At 69.4% G+C, this 17,666-nt stretch carries 21 protein-coding genes; 6 read left to right on the top strand and 15 right to left on the bottom strand.

Features of this window, described 5'->3' with window-relative positions:
* Positions 1 to 822, top strand: coding sequence for a YdcF family protein (locus MKL01_RS26020; protein WP_243908061.1), 822 nt, complete (start codon positions 1 to 3; stop codon positions 820 to 822).
* Here the strand turns inward: MKL01_RS26020 and MKL01_RS26015 are convergent.
* The 5 genes from MKL01_RS26015 to MKL01_RS25995 form a co-directional block, all read right to left on the bottom strand.
* Positions 765 to 1,067: a DUF3253 domain-containing protein gene (locus tag MKL01_RS26015; RefSeq protein ID WP_243908060.1), complete on the bottom strand. Its 303-nt coding sequence runs from the start codon at positions 1,065 to 1,067 to the stop codon at positions 765 to 767. The two genes, MKL01_RS26020 and MKL01_RS26015, sit on opposite strands and share 58 nt — an antisense overlap.
* A 1-nt stretch (position 1,068) precedes the next feature.
* Positions 1,069 to 1,824 carry a DUF599 domain-containing protein gene (locus tag MKL01_RS26010; RefSeq protein WP_243908059.1) on the bottom strand — a complete coding sequence of 252 codons (756 nt, stop codon included), beginning with the start codon at positions 1,822 to 1,824 and terminating at the stop codon, positions 1,069 to 1,071.
* Between the two features lie 99 nt (positions 1,825 to 1,923).
* The gene (locus tag MKL01_RS26005; RefSeq protein WP_243908058.1) at positions 1,924 to 2,208 is read right to left on the bottom strand and encodes an acylphosphatase; all 285 of its coding nucleotides are present in this window, start codon (positions 2,206 to 2,208) and stop codon (positions 1,924 to 1,926) included.
* A gap of 257 nt (positions 2,209 to 2,465) precedes the next feature.
* Positions 2,466 to 3,314 (bottom strand): formate/nitrite transporter family protein, encoded by an 849-nt coding sequence (locus MKL01_RS26000; protein ID WP_243908057.1) that lies wholly within the window; start codon positions 3,312 to 3,314, stop codon positions 2,466 to 2,468.
* A 146-nt stretch (positions 3,315 to 3,460) separates the two neighbouring features.
* The gene (locus MKL01_RS25995) at positions 3,461 to 3,892 is read right to left on the bottom strand and encodes a gamma-glutamylcyclotransferase family protein (RefSeq protein WP_243908056.1); all 432 of its coding nucleotides are present in this window, start codon (positions 3,890 to 3,892) and stop codon (positions 3,461 to 3,463) included.
* A gap of 182 nt (positions 3,893 to 4,074) precedes the next feature.
* Between MKL01_RS25995 and MKL01_RS25990 the strand changes: the two genes are divergently transcribed.
* The gene (locus MKL01_RS25990) at positions 4,075 to 4,245 is read left to right on the top strand and encodes a hypothetical protein (RefSeq protein WP_243908055.1); all 171 of its coding nucleotides are present in this window, start codon (positions 4,075 to 4,077) and stop codon (positions 4,243 to 4,245) included.
* A gap of 30 nt (positions 4,246 to 4,275) precedes the next feature.
* Here MKL01_RS25990 and MKL01_RS25985 read toward each other — a convergent pair whose 3' ends face one another.
* The 3 genes from MKL01_RS25985 to MKL01_RS25975 form a co-directional block, all read right to left on the bottom strand.
* Positions 4,276 to 6,279 carry an acetyl/propionyl/methylcrotonyl-CoA carboxylase subunit alpha gene (locus tag MKL01_RS25985; protein ID WP_243908054.1) on the bottom strand — a complete coding sequence of 668 codons (2,004 nt, stop codon included), beginning with the start codon at positions 6,277 to 6,279 and terminating at the stop codon, positions 4,276 to 4,278.
* A gap of 99 nt (positions 6,280 to 6,378) precedes the next feature.
* On the bottom strand, positions 6,379 to 6,819 hold the full coding sequence (locus tag MKL01_RS25980; protein ID WP_243908053.1) for a hypothetical protein: 441 nt from the start codon (positions 6,817 to 6,819) through the stop codon (positions 6,379 to 6,381).
* A gap of 162 nt (positions 6,820 to 6,981) precedes the next feature.
* Positions 6,982 to 7,560 (bottom strand): L,D-transpeptidase, encoded by a 579-nt coding sequence (locus MKL01_RS25975; protein ID WP_243908052.1) that lies wholly within the window; start codon positions 7,558 to 7,560, stop codon positions 6,982 to 6,984.
* 181 nt (positions 7,561 to 7,741) lie between these two features.
* Here MKL01_RS25975 and MKL01_RS25970 point away from each other — a divergent pair, with 181 nt between their 5' ends.
* Together MKL01_RS25970 and MKL01_RS25965 are read left to right on the top strand one after the other, a co-directional pair.
* On the top strand, positions 7,742 to 8,671 hold the full coding sequence (locus MKL01_RS25970; RefSeq protein ID WP_243908051.1) for a histone deacetylase family protein: 930 nt from the start codon (positions 7,742 to 7,744) through the stop codon (positions 8,669 to 8,671).
* 271 nt (positions 8,672 to 8,942) lie between these two features.
* Complete coding sequence (locus MKL01_RS25965; RefSeq protein ID WP_243908050.1) at positions 8,943 to 9,560, top strand: LysE family translocator; 618 nt, start codon at positions 8,943 to 8,945, stop codon at positions 9,558 to 9,560.
* A gap of 7 nt (positions 9,561 to 9,567) precedes the next feature.
* Here the strand turns inward: MKL01_RS25965 and ribB are convergent, their stop codons facing one another.
* The 5 genes from ribB to MKL01_RS25940 form a co-directional block, all read right to left on the bottom strand.
* Positions 9,568 to 10,644 carry a 3,4-dihydroxy-2-butanone-4-phosphate synthase gene (ribB, locus tag MKL01_RS25960; protein ID WP_243908049.1) on the bottom strand — a complete coding sequence of 359 codons (1,077 nt, stop codon included), beginning with the start codon at positions 10,642 to 10,644 and terminating at the stop codon, positions 9,568 to 9,570.
* A gap of 34 nt (positions 10,645 to 10,678) precedes the next feature.
* Complete coding sequence (gene aroC, locus MKL01_RS25955; RefSeq protein WP_243908048.1) at positions 10,679 to 11,779, bottom strand: chorismate synthase; 1,101 nt, start codon at positions 11,777 to 11,779, stop codon at positions 10,679 to 10,681.
* Between the two features lie 206 nt (positions 11,780 to 11,985).
* Positions 11,986 to 12,255 (bottom strand): hypothetical protein, encoded by a 270-nt coding sequence (locus tag MKL01_RS25950; protein WP_243908047.1) that lies wholly within the window; start codon positions 12,253 to 12,255, stop codon positions 11,986 to 11,988.
* A gap of 83 nt (positions 12,256 to 12,338) precedes the next feature.
* Positions 12,339 to 12,968 (bottom strand): DUF3578 domain-containing protein, encoded by a 630-nt coding sequence (locus MKL01_RS25945; protein ID WP_243908046.1) that lies wholly within the window; start codon positions 12,966 to 12,968, stop codon positions 12,339 to 12,341.
* A complete protein-coding gene (locus tag MKL01_RS25940; RefSeq protein ID WP_243908045.1) occupies positions 12,965 to 14,098 on the bottom strand; it encodes an anhydro-N-acetylmuramic acid kinase in 1,134 nt (377 codons plus the stop codon). Before MKL01_RS25940 ends, MKL01_RS25945 begins: the two co-directional genes overlap by 4 nt.
* A 124-nt stretch (positions 14,099 to 14,222) precedes the next feature.
* Here MKL01_RS25940 and tyrS point away from each other — a divergent pair, with 124 nt between their 5' ends.
* Together tyrS and MKL01_RS25930 are read left to right on the top strand one after the other, a co-directional pair.
* Positions 14,223 to 15,494: a tyrosine--tRNA ligase gene (tyrS, locus tag MKL01_RS25935; RefSeq protein WP_243908044.1), complete on the top strand. Its 1,272-nt coding sequence runs from the start codon at positions 14,223 to 14,225 to the stop codon at positions 15,492 to 15,494.
* A gap of 28 nt (positions 15,495 to 15,522) precedes the next feature.
* On the top strand, positions 15,523 to 16,209 hold the full coding sequence (locus MKL01_RS25930; RefSeq protein ID WP_243908043.1) for a response regulator: 687 nt from the start codon (positions 15,523 to 15,525) through the stop codon (positions 16,207 to 16,209).
* A 1-nt stretch (position 16,210) separates the two neighbouring features.
* Here MKL01_RS25930 and tatC read toward each other — a convergent pair whose 3' ends face one another.
* Both tatC and tatB read right to left on the bottom strand, forming a co-directional pair.
* The gene (gene tatC / locus MKL01_RS25925; RefSeq protein WP_243908042.1) at positions 16,211 to 17,011 is read right to left on the bottom strand and encodes a twin-arginine translocase subunit TatC; all 801 of its coding nucleotides are present in this window, start codon (positions 17,009 to 17,011) and stop codon (positions 16,211 to 16,213) included.
* Complete coding sequence (gene tatB, locus MKL01_RS25920; protein WP_243908041.1) at positions 17,008 to 17,604, bottom strand: Sec-independent protein translocase protein TatB; 597 nt, start codon at positions 17,602 to 17,604, stop codon at positions 17,008 to 17,010. Before tatB ends, tatC begins: the two co-directional genes overlap by 4 nt.
* Positions 17,605 to 17,666 lie beyond the last annotated feature (62 nt).

Here is a 17,666-nt window from a genome sequence, read left to right as displayed (position 1 = left end):
GTGTTCTTCCCGCTCTCGAAGGTGGTCTACTTCCTGATCACCCCCTCGAACCTGTTCATCTTCACCGGTCTCGCCGGCCTGCTGATGGCGGCGGCGACGCCGCTGCGCCGGACCGGCATCGGGCTGGCGGCGTTCGGCGCCCTCGGCCTCGCCGCTGGGGGATTGTCGCCGGTCTCCGAGGCGCTGCTTCTGCCGCTGGAGCAGCGCTTCGCCGCCGATCCGGGCGACGGCCCCGCCCCGGCGGGGATCATCGTCCTGGGCGGCGGCATCGAGGCCGGCCTGTCCGAGGCGCGCGCGCAGGTCATCGTCAACGATGCCGGGGAGCGCCCGATCTACTTCGCCGATCTCGCCCGACGCTACCCCGGCGCGCGCCTCGTGTTCTCCGGCGGGAGCGGATTCATCGGCGGCGGCATCGCCGAGGCCGACATCGTCAGCCGTCAGGCCGACGTCATCGGGGTCCCGCGCACGCGCCTGATCCTGGAGAACCGCTCGCGCAACACGCACGAGAACGCCGCGTTCACGGCGGCGCTGGTCCAGCCGAAACCCGGGGAACGCTGGCTCCTCGTGACCTCGGCGTGGCACATGCCCCGGGCCATCGGCTGCTTCCGCCAGGCCGGTTTCACGGTCGATGCCTATCCGGTGGATTACCGGACCCGCGGCTGGGGGGATGCGGCCCGCTTCAACGGCTTCGCCTCGGAGGGTCTGCTCCAGCTCGACCTCGTCGTGAAGGAGTGGATCGGCCTCGCGGTCTACCGATGGTCCGGCTACACGCCCGAGCTGCTGCCGGGTCCCCAGGCGCCCGGCGGCCAGCCGAGCCGGTAGATCCCGCGGAAATCGTCGGGGTCGACGGGCTTCCCCTTGCGCAGGATCGCGATCCGGCCCGCATGGGCGAGGCGGACCGCGACCCGGCGGACGGGCTGCATCAGCGGACCCCAGCCGTCCGGATGCGGGCCGCCGAGCGCGCGGGCCACCTCCGACGGGCAGACGGTCTTGTCCGCGCCGCGCTCCGCCACGAGGCCGAGCATCGTCGTCTCGATCGCCGCGTCGTCGGGTCTCTCGTCGGTCATATCAGGGTTCCTCGTCCGCATCCGGGAACGGGCCCTCGTGAGGCCCCTCGCCCGCCTCGAGCAGCGCCTTGCGGATCTCGGAGGCGAATTGCCGCCGCCACATGATGATCACGACCGCCGTCGTCGAGACGACGAGGACGTAGGGGCTCACGAACCAGCCGAGATAGGCCAGCGCGAAGAAGAAGGCCCGCTGTCCGCGGGCGAAATGCCGCCCGGCACTCACGTTCATGGCCGCCAGACGGCGGACCGCCCGCATCATCTCGGTCTCGCTCGCCCCGGACCCCTTCGGAGGCACGGCTCCGAGCAGGATGGCCGCGTAGTTGAACAGCCGATAGGCCCAGGCGAACTTGAAGAAGGCGTACACGAAGACAACCGCCAGTCCGGCGACCTTCAGTTCCCAGGTGAGCCGGTTCGCCACCGTGCCGAAGGGCAGCGTCGCGAAGAGGTTGAGCACATCGTCGCCGGAGCGCGACAGGGTGAGTACCGAGCCGAGGGCGATGAGGGAGGTCGAGGCGAAGAAGGCGGTGCCGTTCTGGAGGGACGCGTTGATCTGGGTGTCCACCACCCGGTTCTCGCGTCCGATGATCTGCCGCGTCCAGTTGTACCGGTGGCCGTTCATGATCTGGCTGAGCGACACCATGCGTCCGCGCAGCCGGCCCACCGAGAGCCCGTAAGCCATCCAGGCGAGGATGAAGTAGAGGAGCGCCCCGAGATCCAGAGGCGAGAAGGCGGTGTTGCTGACGGACAGGTCGTTCATGATCTCCGGACGGCGGGTTCACTTTGGGCTGCCGTGCCATACCAGCCCGCGCGCCGGTTCAGAACCCGCGTGGCTCGTGCGCCCCGGCCTCGCCCGGCGCTAACCCCGGAGGATGTCGAACCCGTCCGGCGCCGCGATGTCGTGGCGCTCGCGCACCTCGACGTCGGTGACGCGGGCGCCGGGCGGACCCGAACGGCACAGCGTCGTCATCGCGGCAACGGCGTCCGGCGAGCCGCTGAACATCCCCTCGACCGAGCCGTCATCACGGTTGCGCACGAAGCCGCGGAGCCCGCGAGCGCGGGCTTCGGCCTGGGTCCAGGCGCGATACGATACGCCCTGGACACGGCCCCTGATGATGACGGAGACGGTCCGCGTCACGCCCATCCTGGAGTCACTCCCGACCGGCTCGTGCCACGGTGCAGGATGGCGTCTTGCGACAGGACGTCCGGGCGATCAAGCCCGACCGTCGGGCCTGCGCCGATGTCCCTGCGGTCCCGGTTGCAGGACGGTCTGCGCGGCGGTTCGGCGGAACGGGCAGTCGAGGTCCGACGCCTGCCGCTGCGGCGAGGGGCGGACGCCGGGAGGTGTCCGTCCCGTCAGCGCCGCGACGCGGCCCGCGCGGAGGCGCGGGCCCTCTGTCGTTACTCGGCCGCCATCGGACGACGGACGCCCGACTCGATCGACGCCGTGCGGGTCACGCCGGTCCGAACATGGGTGGCGTAGAGCATCAGGCCGGTGAAGGCGAGGCCGCCGACGATGTTGCCGATCAGGGTCGGGATCTCGTTCCAGATCAGGTAATCCATGATGGTCAGGTGGCCGCCCATGAGGATCGCCGACGGGAACAGGAACATGTTCACCACCGAGTGCTCGAACGTCATGAAGAAGAAGACCGTGATCGGCATCCACATGGCGATCACCTTGCCGGGCACCGAGGTCGACAGCATCGCGCCGATGACGCCGGTGGAGACCATCCAGTTGCACATCATGGCGCGGACGAAGAGCGTCAGCATGCCCGAGGCGCCGTACTTCTCGTAGCCGAGGGTCCGGGCCTCGCCGATCCCGGCGATGACCTTGCCGACGGCGTTCGGCTCCGTGGCGAAGCCGAAGGTGAAGACGATCGCCATCATGAAGGCGGTGGTCAGCGCGCCCGCGAAGTTGCCGAAGAACACCAGCACCCAGTTGCGGGCGACACCCGCCACCGTCACGCCCGGCCGCTTGTCGATCAGCGCGAGCGGCGTGAGCACGCAGACGCCGGTGAACAGGTCGTAGCCCAGCAGGTACAGCATCGAGAAGCCGACCGGGAACAGCAGCGCGCCCACGAGCGGCTGGCCGGTGGTCTGGTTGATGGTGACCGCGAAGGCGGCGGCCAGTGCCAGGATCGCGCCGGCCATGTAGGCCCGGATGAAAGTGTCTTTGGTGGCCATGAAGACCTTCGCCTCTCCAGAGTCGACGGCCTTCTTCACGAAATCGGCGGGCGCCAGATACGACATGCGGAACTCTCCCTCGCGGACGCACGCCGATCGTCGTTGACCGACGGGCGCCCTGCGCAATCATGGATAGCTGGCCGGGCGCGGTGCAGGACTTCGCCCGCCAGCTCGATCGTGGGCAAGCATGTCGCGTACCAGTTGCGCAGCCCTCAGGCCGGCCGGCCCCGCGCCCAAGCGCTGAGTTCCCTGATGTAGGACGGTGGCAGTTGCGCGGCGCGCGCCGCCGCCAGGACCGAATCGAGGTAGCCCGGCCGTGGTCGGCCTGGCGCCGTGGAGCCTCCGAGATAGATCAGCGCGCGCCGGACGCCGTCCCGGGTCCTGACCGGCAGGGTCGCCTTGGTGTAGAGCCCGCCCGCGACGCCCTCATATCGGTCGAGGGCCGGGATGTCGGCACTATCGAGTTCCCACAGCACGCCCCAGACGGTGCGTCGGGCATCGCGGATCACCGAGGCGTAGCCCTCGCGCATCACGATGAAACGGTGTCGCGGCAGATGCCCGCCACCGATCAGCCGCGAGACCGGGCATCGCTGGGCCATCGCGGCGGCATCCATGTTGGCGCCGTAGGCGAAATAGAGGGGCATATCCGCGACAGGGATGGAGGAGAGACTCTGCGCCGCATGCGCCGCGCCGCGCGCGCGTCGAGGAGTACGGCAACGCAGGCGACGGCCAGGACGACCGCCGGAATGACGACAGTCACGAAGTTCTCACCCGATCTCATGGCCTGAGACCCCGGTAAGCACGCCGTGCCGGAGACGGTAAACCGATGCCGGCGGAAAGCCATATCGACGCGAACGGCGCCGTGCCGCCCTTCATCGGTGGCGCATTCGGGATCTCGAGGCTGATGGCGGTCACCGGCGTGACCACGCCGATGACGACGGGCGCCGCCGCAATGCTGTTCGGCGCGGTGGCGATCAGCTTCGTCTGCTCGTCGTGAACCGAACGCACGCCGAACGCCCCTCGGCGTTCAGGCGAATTCCAGGATCACCGCGTCGACCGCGAGGCTGTCGCCCTCCTTGGCGTGGATCTTCGCCACCTTCGCGTCGCGCTCGGCCCGGAGCATGTTCTCCATCTTCATCGCCTCGACGATCGCGATCGGCTCGCCGGTCTTCACCTCCTGCCCTTCGGAGACCAGGATCTGCTTCACGAGGCCCGGCATCGGGCAGAGCACCTGCTTGCCGGAGCCCGCCTGCTCCTTGACGGGCATGAGCGCGGCCAGCTCCGCCTCCCGCCGGGTGTAGACGCGGGCCTCGGCCGCGGCGCCGGCATGCTGCAGGGCGACGCCGTTGAGCAGGCTGCGCACCTGGATCGCGACCCGCTCGGATCCGATCGTGCCGATCCAGACCGGCTCGCCCGGGCGCCACGCGCTCGCCACCGTCAGCGCCGTGCCGTCCTCCTGGGTCACCTGCAGGTCTTCGCCCTCGGGCTCCACGGTGACCGGGTAGGACTGGCCGGCCAGGATCACCACGCGGTCGCGCTCGAAGGCGAACAGCCCCGGGGCGCGCATCTGGCCCGAGATGCCGCGTTTGCGCTGATTGAGCTTGTGGTCGATGGCCGCCGCCGCGGCCATCATGCGGATCGCAACCTGCCCGGCGGGCTCCGGCGCGGTGAAGCCCTCCGGAAATTCCTCGGCGATGAAGCCCGTGGACAGGTTCCCCTCCTGCCAGCGCGGATGCGCCATCAGCGCCGACAGGAATGGGATGTTGTGGCGGATGCCGTCGATGGCGAACGCGTCCAGCGCCTCGGCCTGCGCGCTGATCGCCTCGGGCCGGGTCGGTGCCCAGGTGACCAGCTTGGCGATCATCGGATCGTAGTGGATCGCGATCTCGCCGCCCTCCTCCACGCCGGTATCGTTGCGCACGATCGCCTTGCCGTTCCGACCCTCCTCGGGGGGGCGGTAGGTCGTCAGGCGCCCGATCGAGGGCAGGAAGTTGCGGGTCGGATCCTCGGCGTAGACGCGGCTCTCCACCGCCCAGCCGTTGAGCTTCACGTCGTCCTGGGTGATCGGCAGCTTCTCGCCGGCCGCGACCCGGATCATCAGCTCGACGAGGTCGACGCCGGTGATCATCTCGGTGACCGGATGCTCCACCTGGAGCCGGGTGTTCATCTCCAGGAAGTAGAACGACTTGTCCTGACCGGCGACGAACTCGACGGTGCCGGCGGAATCGTACTTCACCGCCTTGGCGAGGGCGACGGCCTGCTCACCCATCTTCCGGCGGGTCTTCTTGTCGAGGAGCGGCGACGGCGCCTCCTCGATCACTTTCTGATTGCGCCGCTGGATCGAGCACTCCCGCTCGCCGAGATACACGACGTTGCCGTGCTTATCGCCGATCAGCTGGATCTCGATGTGGCGCGGATCGGTGATGAATTTCTCGATGAAGACCCGGTCGTCGCCGAAGGACGACGCCGCCTCGGACCGCGCGCGGGCGAAGCCTTCCGCCACCTCGTCGGCCGAGAAGGCGATGCGCATGCCCTTGCCGCCGCCGCCCGCAGAGGCCTTGATCATGACCGGGTAGCCGATCTCGTCGGCGATCGTCTTGGCCTGCTCGGGCGATTCGATCACGCCGAGGAAGCCCGGCACGGTGGAGACGTCGGCCAAGGCCGCCGCCTTCTTCGACTCGATCTTGTCGCCCATCGCGGCGATGGCGGCGGGGTTGGGCCCGATGAACACGATGCCGGCGGCTTCGAGCGCCTTCGGAAAAGCCTCGCGCTCGGACAGGAATCCGTAGCCGGGGTGCACGGCCTGCGCGCCCGTCTTCCTGCAGGCCTCGACGATCTTATCGATGACGAGATACGATTCCGACGCTGCGGCGGGGCCGATATGGACCGCCTCGTCGGCCATCGCGACGTGCACGGCGTCGCGGTCGGCATCCGAGTAGACCGCCACGGTCCTGATGCCCATCTTCCGTGCGGTCTTGATCACCCGGCAGGCGATTTCGCCCCGGTTGGCAATCAGGATCTTGTCGAACATCGCTGTCGCACTGCTTTCGAGATCGCCGGATTGCGACCGGCTTGACAGTCCCGATAGATCAGTTGTGCGACGGACGGAAGCTGCGCCTTTGTCGAACCCTCAGGCGGCGAGGGCGAAGGTCGAGCGCACCGGATGCGCCGCGTCGCGGATCTGGCGGTTGGCCTCCAGGGCGAAGATCATCAGCGATTCGGCGCTGCCCTGCGCCTCGCGGACGATCTCCATGGCGATTCGGGCGGCGACCGCGCTCGGACCGTCGCGGCCGCTGAGCGTGGCGCCGAGCCAGGCCGCCACATCGCGGTCGATGTAGCCCGTCGGCCGGGTGCCCCATACGGCGAAGTCGACGACGGAGGCCACGAGGAAGTCGGCGAAGGCCTCGGATCCGATCACGGCCCGCTCGAGGGCGATCAGCAGGTCCGCCTCCTCGCGGCTCATGAGCCCGTCCGGCAGGACGTCGCGCTTCAGGACCTGCAGGTCCTCGTCGCTGATGGCGCCGGCCGAGACCGCATGGTTGCAGAACTGTTGAACGGAAATCATGGTCATGGTTGCCTGCCTCCCCGACCTTTGCTGCGGCCGGTGCTTGTCCCTGTGTGTCTTCAACTTACGGGACGGCTTCCCTGCCAGAGGTTAATGGCCAGATCTGAACGGGAGTTCAGGTAAACACCTCACGAGCAAGCAGGCTTATTGGGACGTTGACCGGTTGCGTTACCGGACGATGACCGTGGCACCGACGGGGACGCGATTGAAGAGATCGACCACGTCGATGTTGCGCATGCGGATGCAGCCCGACGAGACCGCCTGCCCGATCTTCTCCGGCTCGTTGGTGCCGTGGATCCGGTAGAGCGTGTCCTTGCCGTGGTCCGACAGGTAGAGGGCCCGGGCGCCGAGCGGGTTCATCGGGCCGCCCTGCATGGCGTGGACGTGCGGCCAGCGCTTGATCATCTCGGCCGGCGGGTTCCAAGCCGGCCACTCGGCCTTGCGGTCGACCGTGGCGGTGCCGGTCCAGCCATAGGCCTCGTCGCCCACCGAGACGCCGTAGCGGATCGCCTTGCCGTCCGGCAGGACGAGGTAGAGTTGGCGCTCCCGCGTCTCCACCACGATGGTGCCGGGCGGCTGCTGCGTCGGGTCGCTCACCTGGTACCGGGCGAAATGCGGATCGAACTCCGCATCCGGGACGAGCGCCATGAAGGCGGCGTCCCGAGCCGAGAGGGCCGGATCGGGCACGCCTTTGAAGTTGCAGCCCGCCAGGCACAGCACGCAGGCGATAATCGGGATGATGCGCATCGATCCGCCTTGAAGACCGTTCTGGATATTGGACAGTGCGGGCTCGCGGACCTGTCCAACGGAAGATTCGGTCAATCATAAGAGGCGCGGGCACCGGGCCGTAGTCCGCGCGGCGCGCCCATGGCACATTGCCGGCTCCTGTTGCGGGGGCGCGACAGGTCGGCATCCGGGAGCGATCGTCTTGACAACCCTGTACGTGAGCCATCCCGCCAGTTTCGACCACGAGGTCCCCGAGGGACACCCTGAGCGGCCGGCACGGATGCGCGCCGTCGAGCGCGCGCTGGAGGACGAACGCTTCGTCGGGTTGGTGCGCGCCTCGGCACCCCGGGCCGCGGTCGAGACCGCCGCGCTGGCCCATCCCCGCGCCTACGTCGACGCCCTCGTGGCCGCCGTGCCGGAGCACGGCATGGTGGCGATCGACTCCGACACCATCCTGTCCCCCGGAAGCCTCGAGGCGACCCTCCGTGCCATCGGCGGTGCCACCCACGCCCTCGATGCGGTCATGGCCGGCGAGTGCCGCAACGCCTTCGTGGCGATGCGCCCGCCGGGCCATCACGCCGAGCGGACGCGGTCGATGGGCTTCTGCCTGTTCAACCATGCCGCCATCGCGGCCCGCTACGCCCGGGAGAAGCACGGCGCGGAACGCGTGGCGCTGGTCGACTGGGACGTCCATCACGGCAACGGCAGCCAGGACATCTTCTGGGACGACGCCACGGTGCTCTACTGCTCGACGCACCAGATGCCCCTGTTTCCCGGATCGGGCTCGGCCTCCGAGCGGGGCGAGAAGGACACGATCGTCAACGTTCCGCTCCGACCGAACGACGACGGCGCGGTGTTCCGCGAGGCGTTCGAGGCCGGCATCCTCTCGCGCCTGGAGAGCTTCCGGCCGGACGTGATCGTGATCTCGGCGGGCTTCGACGCCCACCGCCTCGATCCGCTGGCGAATCTCCGCCTGGAGGCCGAGGATTTCGGCTGGGCGACGCGCCGCCTCATGGACCTGGCGGATCGGTGCGCCGGCGGCCGGATTGTCTCGGTCCTGGAGGGCGGCTACAGCCTGGAAGGCCTGGCGAAGTCCGTCGCCGCGCATGTCGACGCCCTGATGGGGCGCTGACGGACGCCTCTCGCGGGCAAAAATCCAGGACCATCGGCTCAAGGCGCCTGATCGCATCGGCTCCGAGGGCCCGGTGTGGCGCGGCATCGGCAGCGGCGTTTCGGTCCGCCGGAGGCCGGTTCGGCATCCGGTTGCGGTCCGCGGCGGGCGCGCGCTAATCGTGACGCTTCCGGAGGCTCGAACCGATGCTGCGGCGAAAACGAAGCTTGCGGGCGATACGGTCGTGGAGCGATGTCGCGTCGTCGCGGTCCATCCGGTCAGACGACCGGGGATGACGGTCGCCGGCCATCTCACCTATGCGCTGGCTCTCGGCGTGGCGGCGGCCGTCCCGGGTCCCGGTGTGGTGGCTCTGGTGGCGCGCGCCCTCGGCTCCGGGTTCCGGGCGGCCATGGCCTTCATGGTCGGGCTGATCCTCGGGGATCTAGCTTTCCTGGCCGCCGCGACCTTCGGGCTCGCCCTCATCGCCGAAACGCTCGGCACCGTGTTCACCGTCGTCCGCGTCTGCGCCGGTCTGTACCTCGCCTACCTGGCGGTCCGGCTCTGGCGTTCGGCCGGCTCCGCCGAGGGGATCGAGACCGGGGCCGCCGACAGCCCGCGCGCCAGCTTCGTCGCCGGACTGACCGTCACGCTGGCCAATCCGAAGACGATCGTCTTCTACCTCGCCGTCCTGCCGACCCTCGTCGATCTCGCGGGCGTGTCGGGCGGCGACTTCGTCCGACTGGTCTCGGTCACCACCCTGGTCCTCGTGACGGTGATGACGCCCTACGCGGCCCTGGCGGCCCGGGCGCGCGACTCCCTGAAGCGGCCGGCCTTCAGGATCCGGCTCAACAGAAGCGCCGCCGCGATCATGGCCGGCGCGGCCTGCTGGACGATCCTGCGGCGCGCCTGACGGCCCCTCAGCCCTCCAGCGGCTCGTCCCCGAGGTGCTCGATGCCGAACCCCGACAACCCGACATAGGACCGGGACGAGGTCGCGAGGTTGCGGAACGAGACCACGCCGAGGTCGCGCAGGATCTGCGCCCCAAGCCCGACCTCGCGCCACTGCCGCGCGCGCTGCGCTTCCGTGCCCTCGTCTGTGGCGCTCTTCATCGGCACGCCCGCGGTGCCGTCCCGGAGATAGACCAGGACGCCGCGCCCGACGGACGCGAACCGCTTCAGCACCGCGTCGATCTGCTTGCCGCCGCCGATCACGTCGGCGGCGACGTTCGAGCGGTGCAGGCGCACCAGCACGTCCCGGCCGTCGCCGATCTCGCCCATTACGAAGGCGAATTGCTGGATCGACTCGAACGGCGTCGAGAACGCGTAGGCGTCCACGTCGCCGTGATTCGACCGGACCTGGAAATGCCCGACCCGCTCCACCAGCCGGTCCCGCGCCTGCCGATAGGCGATGAGATCGGCCACCGAGACCCGCTTCAGCCCGTGCGCGTCGGCGAACGCGTCGATCTGCGGCCCCTTCATCACGGTGCCGTCGTCGTTGGCGAGTTCGCAGATCACCCCGACCGGCGGCAGCTCGGCCAGCTTGCACAGGTCGACCGCGGCCTCGGTATGGCCCGAACGCATCAGGACGCCGCCGTCCCGGGCGATCAGCGGGAAGACGTGGCCGGGCCGTACGAAGTCGCCCGCGCCCATGTTGCCGTTGGCGAGCGCCCGCACGGTGTTGCAGCGCTGTTCCGCCGAGATGCCCGTGGTGAGCCCGTGCTTGACGTCCACCGTGACCGTGAACGCGGTGCCGAGCGGCGCATCGTTCGAGGCCACCATCGGGGCGAGGTGCAGGCGGCGCGCCTCGCTCTGCGTGAGCGGCGCGCAGACGATGCCGCAGGTGTTGCGGATGATGAACGCCATCTTCTCGGGCGTGCACAGCGAGGCCGCGACGACGAGGTCGCCCTCGTTCTCGCGGTCGTCGTCGTCGGTGACGACGACGATCTCGCCCTTGGCGAAGGCCGCGATGGCCTCGGTGACGGTGCAATGGGGCACGGGCATTCTCGGAGCGTTGGGGTCAGGGCCGGGATCAGGGGAGCTGACCGACCTGCCCGCGATGGCGCAGATAGTGATCGGCGAGCACGCAGGCCATCATGGCCTCCGCCACCGGCACGGCGCGGATGCCGACGCAGGGGTCATGGCGGCCCTTTGTGACCAGGTCCACCTCGTCGCCGCCGCGGGTGACCGACCGGCGCGGCGTCAGGATCGAGGAGGTCGGCTTCACGGCGAAGCGCACCACCACCGGCTCGCCGTTGGAGATGCCGCCCAGGATGCCGCCGGCGTGGTTGGCCAGGAAGCGCGGACGCCCGCCGTTGCCGGCCCGCATCTCGTCGGCATTGTCCTCGCCCCGCAGGGCGGCCGCGGCGAAACCGTCGCCGATCTCGACGCCCTTCACGGCGTTGATCGACATCATGGCAGCGGCGAGATCGGCGTCGAGCTTGCCATAGACCGGCGCGCCGAGGCCCGGCGGCACGCCCTCGGCCACGACCTCGATCACGGCACCGACGGAGGAGCCATCCTTGCGGATCCCGTCCAGATAAGTCTCGTAGAAGGCCGCGGTCTCGGCGTCGGGGCAGAAGAACGGGTTGTTGCCGGTCTCCGCCCAGTCCCAGCGCGACCGGTCGATGGCGTGCGGGCCCATCTGGACCAGGGCGGCCCGGATCGTGAAGCCCGGGATGACCTTGCGGGCCACGGCGCCGGCCGCGACCCGCGCCGCGGTCTCCCGGGCGGAGGAGCGGCCGCCGCCGCGATAGTCGCGAATCCCGTACTTGGCGTCGTAGGTGTAGTCGGCGTGGCCCGGCCGGTAGCTGTCGCGGATCTCGGAATAGTCCTTCGAGCGCTGGTCGGTGTTCTCGATCATCAGGGCGATCGGCGTGCCGGTGGTGAGCTGTCGCCCGCCGGTCCGGTCGTCCGAAAACACGCCCGACAGGATCCGCACCTGGTCGGGCTCGCGGCGCTGCGTGGTGAAGCGGGACTGGCCGGGTTTGCGCCGGTCGAGTTCCGCCTGGATCTCTTCGGCCTCGAGGGGCAGGCCGGGGGGGCTGCCGTCGATCACGCACCCGAGCGCGAGCCCGTGGCTCTCGCCGAAGGTCGTGACGCGGAACAGGTGGCCGAAGGTGTTGTGCGACATGGCGCGGCTGCCTTAGCGCGGGAGCGGCGGGGGCACAAACAGCGGCACAGATCCAAGGCACACCGCCGAACCGGATCGGCGCGACCCGATTGCACGCGCTCTGCGCGTTCCTCAGCGCGCGTCCGCCCACCGGGCGTCATGAGCTCCGAAGCCGAGGACGAGGGCGGCTGCTGGAACGCTGAGCAGGACGAGGATATCGAGCCCGCTCATCCGTGTCGCTCCTTCAGAGACCGCCTCGCCGCGTCATGTAAGGTGCCGCCGGTGACCCAGCCGATCTCGGCGATACCGACGATCGCCGGCGCCGGAAGGCCCGGCGGACTGGACGTGTCAAGCACCGCCAAGATCTGGGCGAGACCGCCGACCGTAAAGATCGATCCCGCTATCGCGTAGACGTACGTGGCCGTGAGTTTGGTGCGTTCGTTCGCGATCAGAACGGATCGCGTCGTCGGTTCCGACGGAAAGAGCGAGCTGTCCAAGGGCGCGACTCATGCGTGGCCGCTGGAAGCGTCGTCCATTTTTGCTCGCAGGAGAGACGCGTGACCCGCGCGCAACTGGCGCTCTATCCTTCGTCGACGAGATCCGAGCCGGACCGTCTTTCGTTCCCGAGCCCGCCCCGCGCCGTCAACGCCCGGTAGGCCGCGACGGCCACGGCGAGATCGGCGCGCAGCCGCCGCTCATCCTGCAGGGCGTCGCGTTCGTAGGTGATGCCCAGGATGTGCGCCGCCTCGTAGCCCTCCGGCAATTCGCCGGCCGTGCCGAGACCGATGGTCCGGTTCGGGAGGCGCTCGGCGAAATCGGCGAGGCGCCTCCGGAGCATCGTGCCGCTGGTCCGGAGATGATCGCCCGCGCCGGCGCCGTGCTGGCGGATCGCCGCCACGGTCCCCTGTGCGAGAGACAGGTGCACCGCCTCGCGGTGCGCCGGGAACAGGTAGACGAGGTAGTAGCCCCGGGTCGCGCTGGTGGTGATCGCGGGATCGAAGATCGCGAGCCACGGGACGGCGGCCCAGTTGCTGCCGCGCCCCGGGCTGCCCTTCACGAGGAACGGCCCGTCGATCCCGGCGAGGGCGCCGCGCAGCTCGTCCGGGGCGCCCTTGCGGATGACGGCCGCGAGCGGGTGCCCGGCGGGTGGGTCGAGCCGGGCGAGCGGGTATTCCTCGATGATCCGCCGGAGCGCGTAGCCGAGGCTCACGGCCGCGCCAGCACCCCGCCGGTCATCGGCTCGCGCACCCCGGTGGTCGACGGCAGCGTGATCGGCAGACCCTTGAGCGAGCGCACCGCCAGGTAGGCGAAGGCCTGGGCCTCAAGGTAGGCCGACGACCATCCGATGGCGTCCGCGGTCGTGATCTCGGCGCGCAGATGGTAGTTCAGCAGCCGCACGAGCTCGCCGTTGCGCGCGCCGCCGCCCGCGACGATCCAGCGGGTGGGAATCTCCGGAGCGTGGTCGAGGGCGCGCGCCACCGCCCGCGCGGTGAAGGCGGTGAGCGTCGCAGCCCCGTCCTCGGTGGAGAGCTGGCCCGCCAGCTTGTGCGAGAACCAGTTGCGGTCCAGCGACTTCGGCGGCCGGCGGAAGAAGAACGGATGGGTCAGGAGCCAGGCGAGGAGCTGCTCGTCCGGCCGGCCGCGGGCGGCGGTGCGGCCGCCGTCGTCGAGGTTCTTGCCTTCGCGCTCCTGCATCCACTCGTCGATGAGTGCGTTGCCGGGACCCGTGTCGAACGCGATGACGCCGCCCTTCGAGTCGATCAGCGTGGCGTTGGCGACGCCGCCGATGTTCAGGATCCCGAAGGGACCGTCGAAACCGGAGGCCTCGGCCAGGGCCTTGTGGAACACCGGCACCAGCGGCGCCCCCTGCCCGCCCGCCTCGATGTCGGCCCGGCGCAGGTCCGAGACCACCGGGATCCCGAGCCGGGTCGCGAGCGCCTGCCCGTCGCCGATCTGGATGGAGATCCGCTGGTCCGGCCGGTGGATGACGGTCTGGCCGTGGAAGCCGATCACGTCGACGTCGGACGCCGCGATAGCGTTTTCCGACAGGAAGCGCTCCACCGCCTCGGCATGGGCCTGCGTGACGAACACCTCCGCGTCGGGCAGCCGACCCGGCCGGTCTCCGGGATGGAGCACGGACTCGGCATCCTTGGTCGCGGCGCGCAGCAGCGCCTTCTCGTCGTCCGCGTAGCCGCGATAGCCGGTGGGCCCGAGCGGCTCCAGGAAGTTGTTGTGGCCCTTGACCACGTGGACCCGCTCGCCGTCCGTCTCGATCAGCGCGATGTCGACGCCGTCCAGCGAGGTGCCGCTCATCAATCCGATCGCGCGCATCATCGCCATGCCGCCCTGCCCCGTGCCTTTCGGCCAACGCCCTGCTAAGAGCGCGCCGTATCCTGAACCCAGCGCGAGCTAGCACGCGGAGCCCCGGCCTGTCGCGCGAGGTCCGCGACCCGAGATGACAACCATGACCGCCGAGAGCTTCGCGCCGAAATCCGAATTCCTGCGGATCCTGACCGAGCGCGGCTATATCCACCAGACATCGGACCTTGCCGGGATCGACGCGGCGGCGCTCGAGAACCGCCTGACCACCTATGTCGGCTACGATTGCACGGCGCCCTCGCTCCATGTCGGCCACCTGCTGTCGATCATGATGCTGCACTGGCTCCAGGCCACCGGCGGGAAGCCGATCGCCCTCATGGGCGGCGGCACCACCCGGGTGGGCGACCCGTCCGGCCGCGACGAGACCCGCAAGATCCTCACCGTCGAGCAGATCGACGCCAACAAGACCGAGATCCGGAAGACCTTCGACCGGTTCCTGCACTTCGGTGAGGGCGCGGCGGATGCCGTCATGGTCGACAACGCCGAGTGGCTCACGCAGCTCAACTACATCGAGATGCTGCGCGACGTCGGCCGCCATTTCTCGGTGAACCGGATGCTGTCGATGGACAGCGTCCGCCTGCGCCTGGAGCGCGACCAGGAACTCTCGTTCCTGGAATTCAACTACATGATCCTGCAATCCTACGATTTCGTCGAGCTGAACCGCCGCTACGGCTGCGTGATGCAGATGGGCGGCTCGGACCAGTGGGGCAACATCGTCAACGGCATCGATCTCGGCCGGCGCATGGGTACGCCCCAACTCTACGCCCTGACCTGCCCATTGCTGACCACTTCGTCGGGCGCCAAGATGGGCAAGACCGCCGCCGGGGCGGTGTGGCTCAACCCGGAGATGCTGAAGCCCTACGATTACTGGCAGTTCTGGCGGAACACCGAGGATGCGGACGTCGCCCGGTTCCTGAAGCTGTTCACGCAGCTTCCGATGGCCGAGATCGCCCGGCTGGCGGCGCTCGCCGGCTCCGAGATCAATGCGGCCAAGATGGTTCTGGCCACCGAGGCGACCGCGCTGATGCACGGCCGCGCGGCGGCCGAGACGGCGGCCGAGACCGCGCGCAAGACCTTCGTGGAGGGGACGCTGGCCGCCGACCTGCCGAGCGTCGCCGTCCCGGCGGCGGTTCTGGAAGCCGGGCTGGGCGTGCTGACCGCCTTCGGGCCGGAGGTCGCCAAGCTCGTGCCCTCGACCAGCGAGGCCCGGCGGCAGATCAAGGGCGGGGGCCTGCGCATCAACGATGTCCCGATCAGCGACGAGAAGGCGCTGCTCGGCCTCGGCGATCTGACCCCGGAAGGCGTGATCAAGCTGTCCTTCGGGAAGAAGCGGCATGTCCTGCTGCGGGCGGAATAAACCGGCGCAACGGATCGAGGAGCCTCGCGTGAGCGCGTCAGCCCGCATCCTGGTCATCGATGACGAGCCTCCGATCCGCCGCCTGCTGCGGACCGGTCTCGGCACGCAGGATTACAGCGTCGTCGAGGCCGGCGACGGCGCCGCAGCCCTGGCGCTCCTGGAGGCGGGCGGGGTCGACCTTGCGATCCTCGACCTGGGGCTTCCCGACATGGCCGGACACGCCCTCCTGGCGGCGATCCGGGAGCGCTGGCCGAACCTGCCCATCGTCGTCCTGTCGAGCCGCGACGACGAGCGCGGAAAGGTCGAGGCGCTCGATCTCGGGGCGGACGACTACGTGACCAAGCCGTTCGGCATGAACGAGCTTCTCGCCCGCATCCGCGCCGCGCTCCGGCACCGCCTTGCCATGCAGGGCGAGCGGCCGATCTTCCGGCTCGACGATCTCTCGGTCGACCTCGTCCGCCGCATCGTGCGCGTCGGCGAGCGTGAGGTGAAGCTGTCGCCGCGGGAATACGACTTCCTGCGCGTGCTGGTGCAGCACGCCGGCAAGGTTCTCACGCACGCGCAGCTCATGCGGCACGCACCGGCCTCGTCGGACCCGCAATATCTGCGGGTCTACATGCGCCAGCTCCGCCAGAAGCTGGAGCCGGATCCCGAACGCCCGCGCTATCTCCTGACGGAGACCGGCGTCGGCTACCGCCTGTGCGCCCCGGACTGAATCACGGATCCAGCCCCTCCTCGACGCGCCTGGCCGCGCGCAGCTTCTCGACGCGGGCCACCGAGAACACGGAGGCCTCGTAGAGGAGCAGCATCGGCATCGCCAGCGAGAGCTGGGAGATCACGTCCGGCGGCGTCAGGACGGCGGCGGCGACGAACACCATGACGATGGCGTAACGCCGCTTCTCCCGCAGGAACTTCGCGTCGATGATCCCGACCTGGCCCAGCAGGGTCAGGATCACCGGCAGCTGGAACGCGATGCCGAACGCGAAGATCAGCGTCATGATCAGCGAGAGATATTCGTCGACCTTGGGCAGGAGCTTGATCGTCGGCTCGCCGGCGACACCGACCTGCTGGAGCGAGACCGAGAACTTGATCAGCAGCGGCATCGCCAGGAAGAACACCACCAGGGCGCCGAGGATGAAGAAGATCGGTGTCGCAACCAGATAGGGCAGGAACGCCTTGCGCTCGTTGCGGTAGAGGCCGGGCGCCACGAACGCGTAGATCTGCGTGGCGATGACCGGGAAGGCCAGGAAGGCGGCGCCGAACACGCTGAGCTTGATGTTGGTGAAGACCTGCTCGAGGAAGTGGGTGGCGATCAGCTCGGCGTTCTGCGCGCCGACGACCGAGACGTAGGGATAGACGAGAATATTGTAGATATCCCGCGCGAAGAAGAAGCAGCCAAAAAACATGATGATGAACGCGATCAGCGACTTGATCAGTCGCGCGCGCAATTCGATCAGGTGTTCAAGCAACGGCGCCCGGGACGCCTCGATGTCGGCCTCGTCCGCGTCGGTGATCATCGGACAGCGGCGCCGTTCTTCGGATCCACGACGGGCTCGTGCGCGGCCGGCGGTTCGGGGGGCGGACCGAACGGGTCATCCACCGATCCGGGAAGCGGGAGCGGCGCTTCGGACGCGGCGGCCGGGTGATCCGGGTGGCGGGCCGGATCGCCGGGCTCGGGCTCCGCGGCCGGGACCGGCTCGGCGGTCTGCACCGGCGCCCCGGCGTCCTGCTCGGCCTTCAGCTGCGCCGTCGCGTCGGCGAGGGAGCGCGTTTCCGCCGCGGGCATCTCGGGGCCGAGCTTCTCCAGGCCGACCTTGGCCCGTCCCTCGACGGCGCCCTTCAACTCGTCCCGGATCGTCTGGACAGGATTGAAGCCGGAGCCGGCCGCGCGGACCGTGTTGCGGATCCCGTCGACCTCGCGGCGAACCTCGTCGAGCTCAGCCTCGCGGATCGCCTCGTTGAACTGCATCTGGAACTCGCCGGCCATGCGGCGCAGCTTCGACGTCACCTGCCCGACGGTGCGGAGCGCCTTCGGCAGGTCCTTCGGTCCGATGACGATGAGGGCGACGCCGCCGATCAGCATCACCTCGCCCCAACTCATGTCCAGCATGTCGTCGACGGTCCTGCTGCCCTACGGTCCGGACCTCGGCCCGGACCCCGTCAGGCTCTACA

This window comes from Methylobacterium sp. J-070, assembly GCF_022829385.1.
Classification (GTDB): domain Bacteria; phylum Pseudomonadota; class Alphaproteobacteria; order Rhizobiales; family Beijerinckiaceae; genus Methylobacterium.
The sequence above is the reverse complement of the archived record's forward strand: the minus strand, read 5'-3'. Positions and strand labels throughout refer to the sequence as shown.

Coding starts and splice junctions, on each gene's coding strand:
- MKL01_RS25965 (WP_243908050.1), top strand. CDS start 8,943: ATGACGGTCGCCGGCCATCTCACCTATGCGCTGGCTCTCGGCGTGGCG.
- aroC (WP_243908048.1), bottom strand. CDS start 11,779: ATGTCGCACAACACCTTCGGCCACCTGTTCCGCGTCACGACCTTCGGC.
- MKL01_RS26010 (WP_243908059.1), bottom strand. CDS start 1,824: ATGAACGACCTGTCCGTCAGCAACACCGCCTTCTCGCCTCTGGATCTC.
- MKL01_RS26015 (WP_243908060.1), bottom strand. CDS start 1,067: ATGACCGACGAGAGACCCGACGACGCGGCGATCGAGACGACGATGCTC.
- MKL01_RS26005 (WP_243908058.1), bottom strand. CDS start 2,208: ATGGGCGTGACGCGGACCGTCTCCGTCATCATCAGGGGCCGTGTCCAG.
- MKL01_RS25940 (WP_243908045.1), bottom strand. CDS start 14,098: ATGGCGATGATGCGCGCGATCGGATTGATGAGCGGCACCTCGCTGGAC.
- tatB (WP_243908041.1), bottom strand. CDS start 17,604: ATGCTGGACATGAGTTGGGGCGAGGTGATGCTGATCGGCGGCGTCGCC.
- MKL01_RS25995 (WP_243908056.1), bottom strand. CDS start 3,892: ATGCCCCTCTATTTCGCCTACGGCGCCAACATGGATGCCGCCGCGATG.
- tatC (WP_243908042.1), bottom strand. CDS start 17,011: ATGATCACCGACGCGGACGAGGCCGACATCGAGGCGTCCCGGGCGCCG.
- MKL01_RS25990 (WP_243908055.1), top strand. CDS start 4,075: ATGCCGGCGGAAAGCCATATCGACGCGAACGGCGCCGTGCCGCCCTTC.
- tyrS (WP_243908044.1), top strand. CDS start 14,223: ATGACCGCCGAGAGCTTCGCGCCGAAATCCGAATTCCTGCGGATCCTG.
- MKL01_RS26000 (WP_243908057.1), bottom strand. CDS start 3,314: ATGTCGTATCTGGCGCCCGCCGATTTCGTGAAGAAGGCCGTCGACTCT.
- MKL01_RS25980 (WP_243908053.1), bottom strand. CDS start 6,819: ATGACCATGATTTCCGTTCAACAGTTCTGCAACCATGCGGTCTCGGCC.
- MKL01_RS25975 (WP_243908052.1), bottom strand. CDS start 7,560: ATGCGCATCATCCCGATTATCGCCTGCGTGCTGTGCCTGGCGGGCTGC.
- MKL01_RS25985 (WP_243908054.1), bottom strand. CDS start 6,279: ATGTTCGACAAGATCCTGATTGCCAACCGGGGCGAAATCGCCTGCCGG.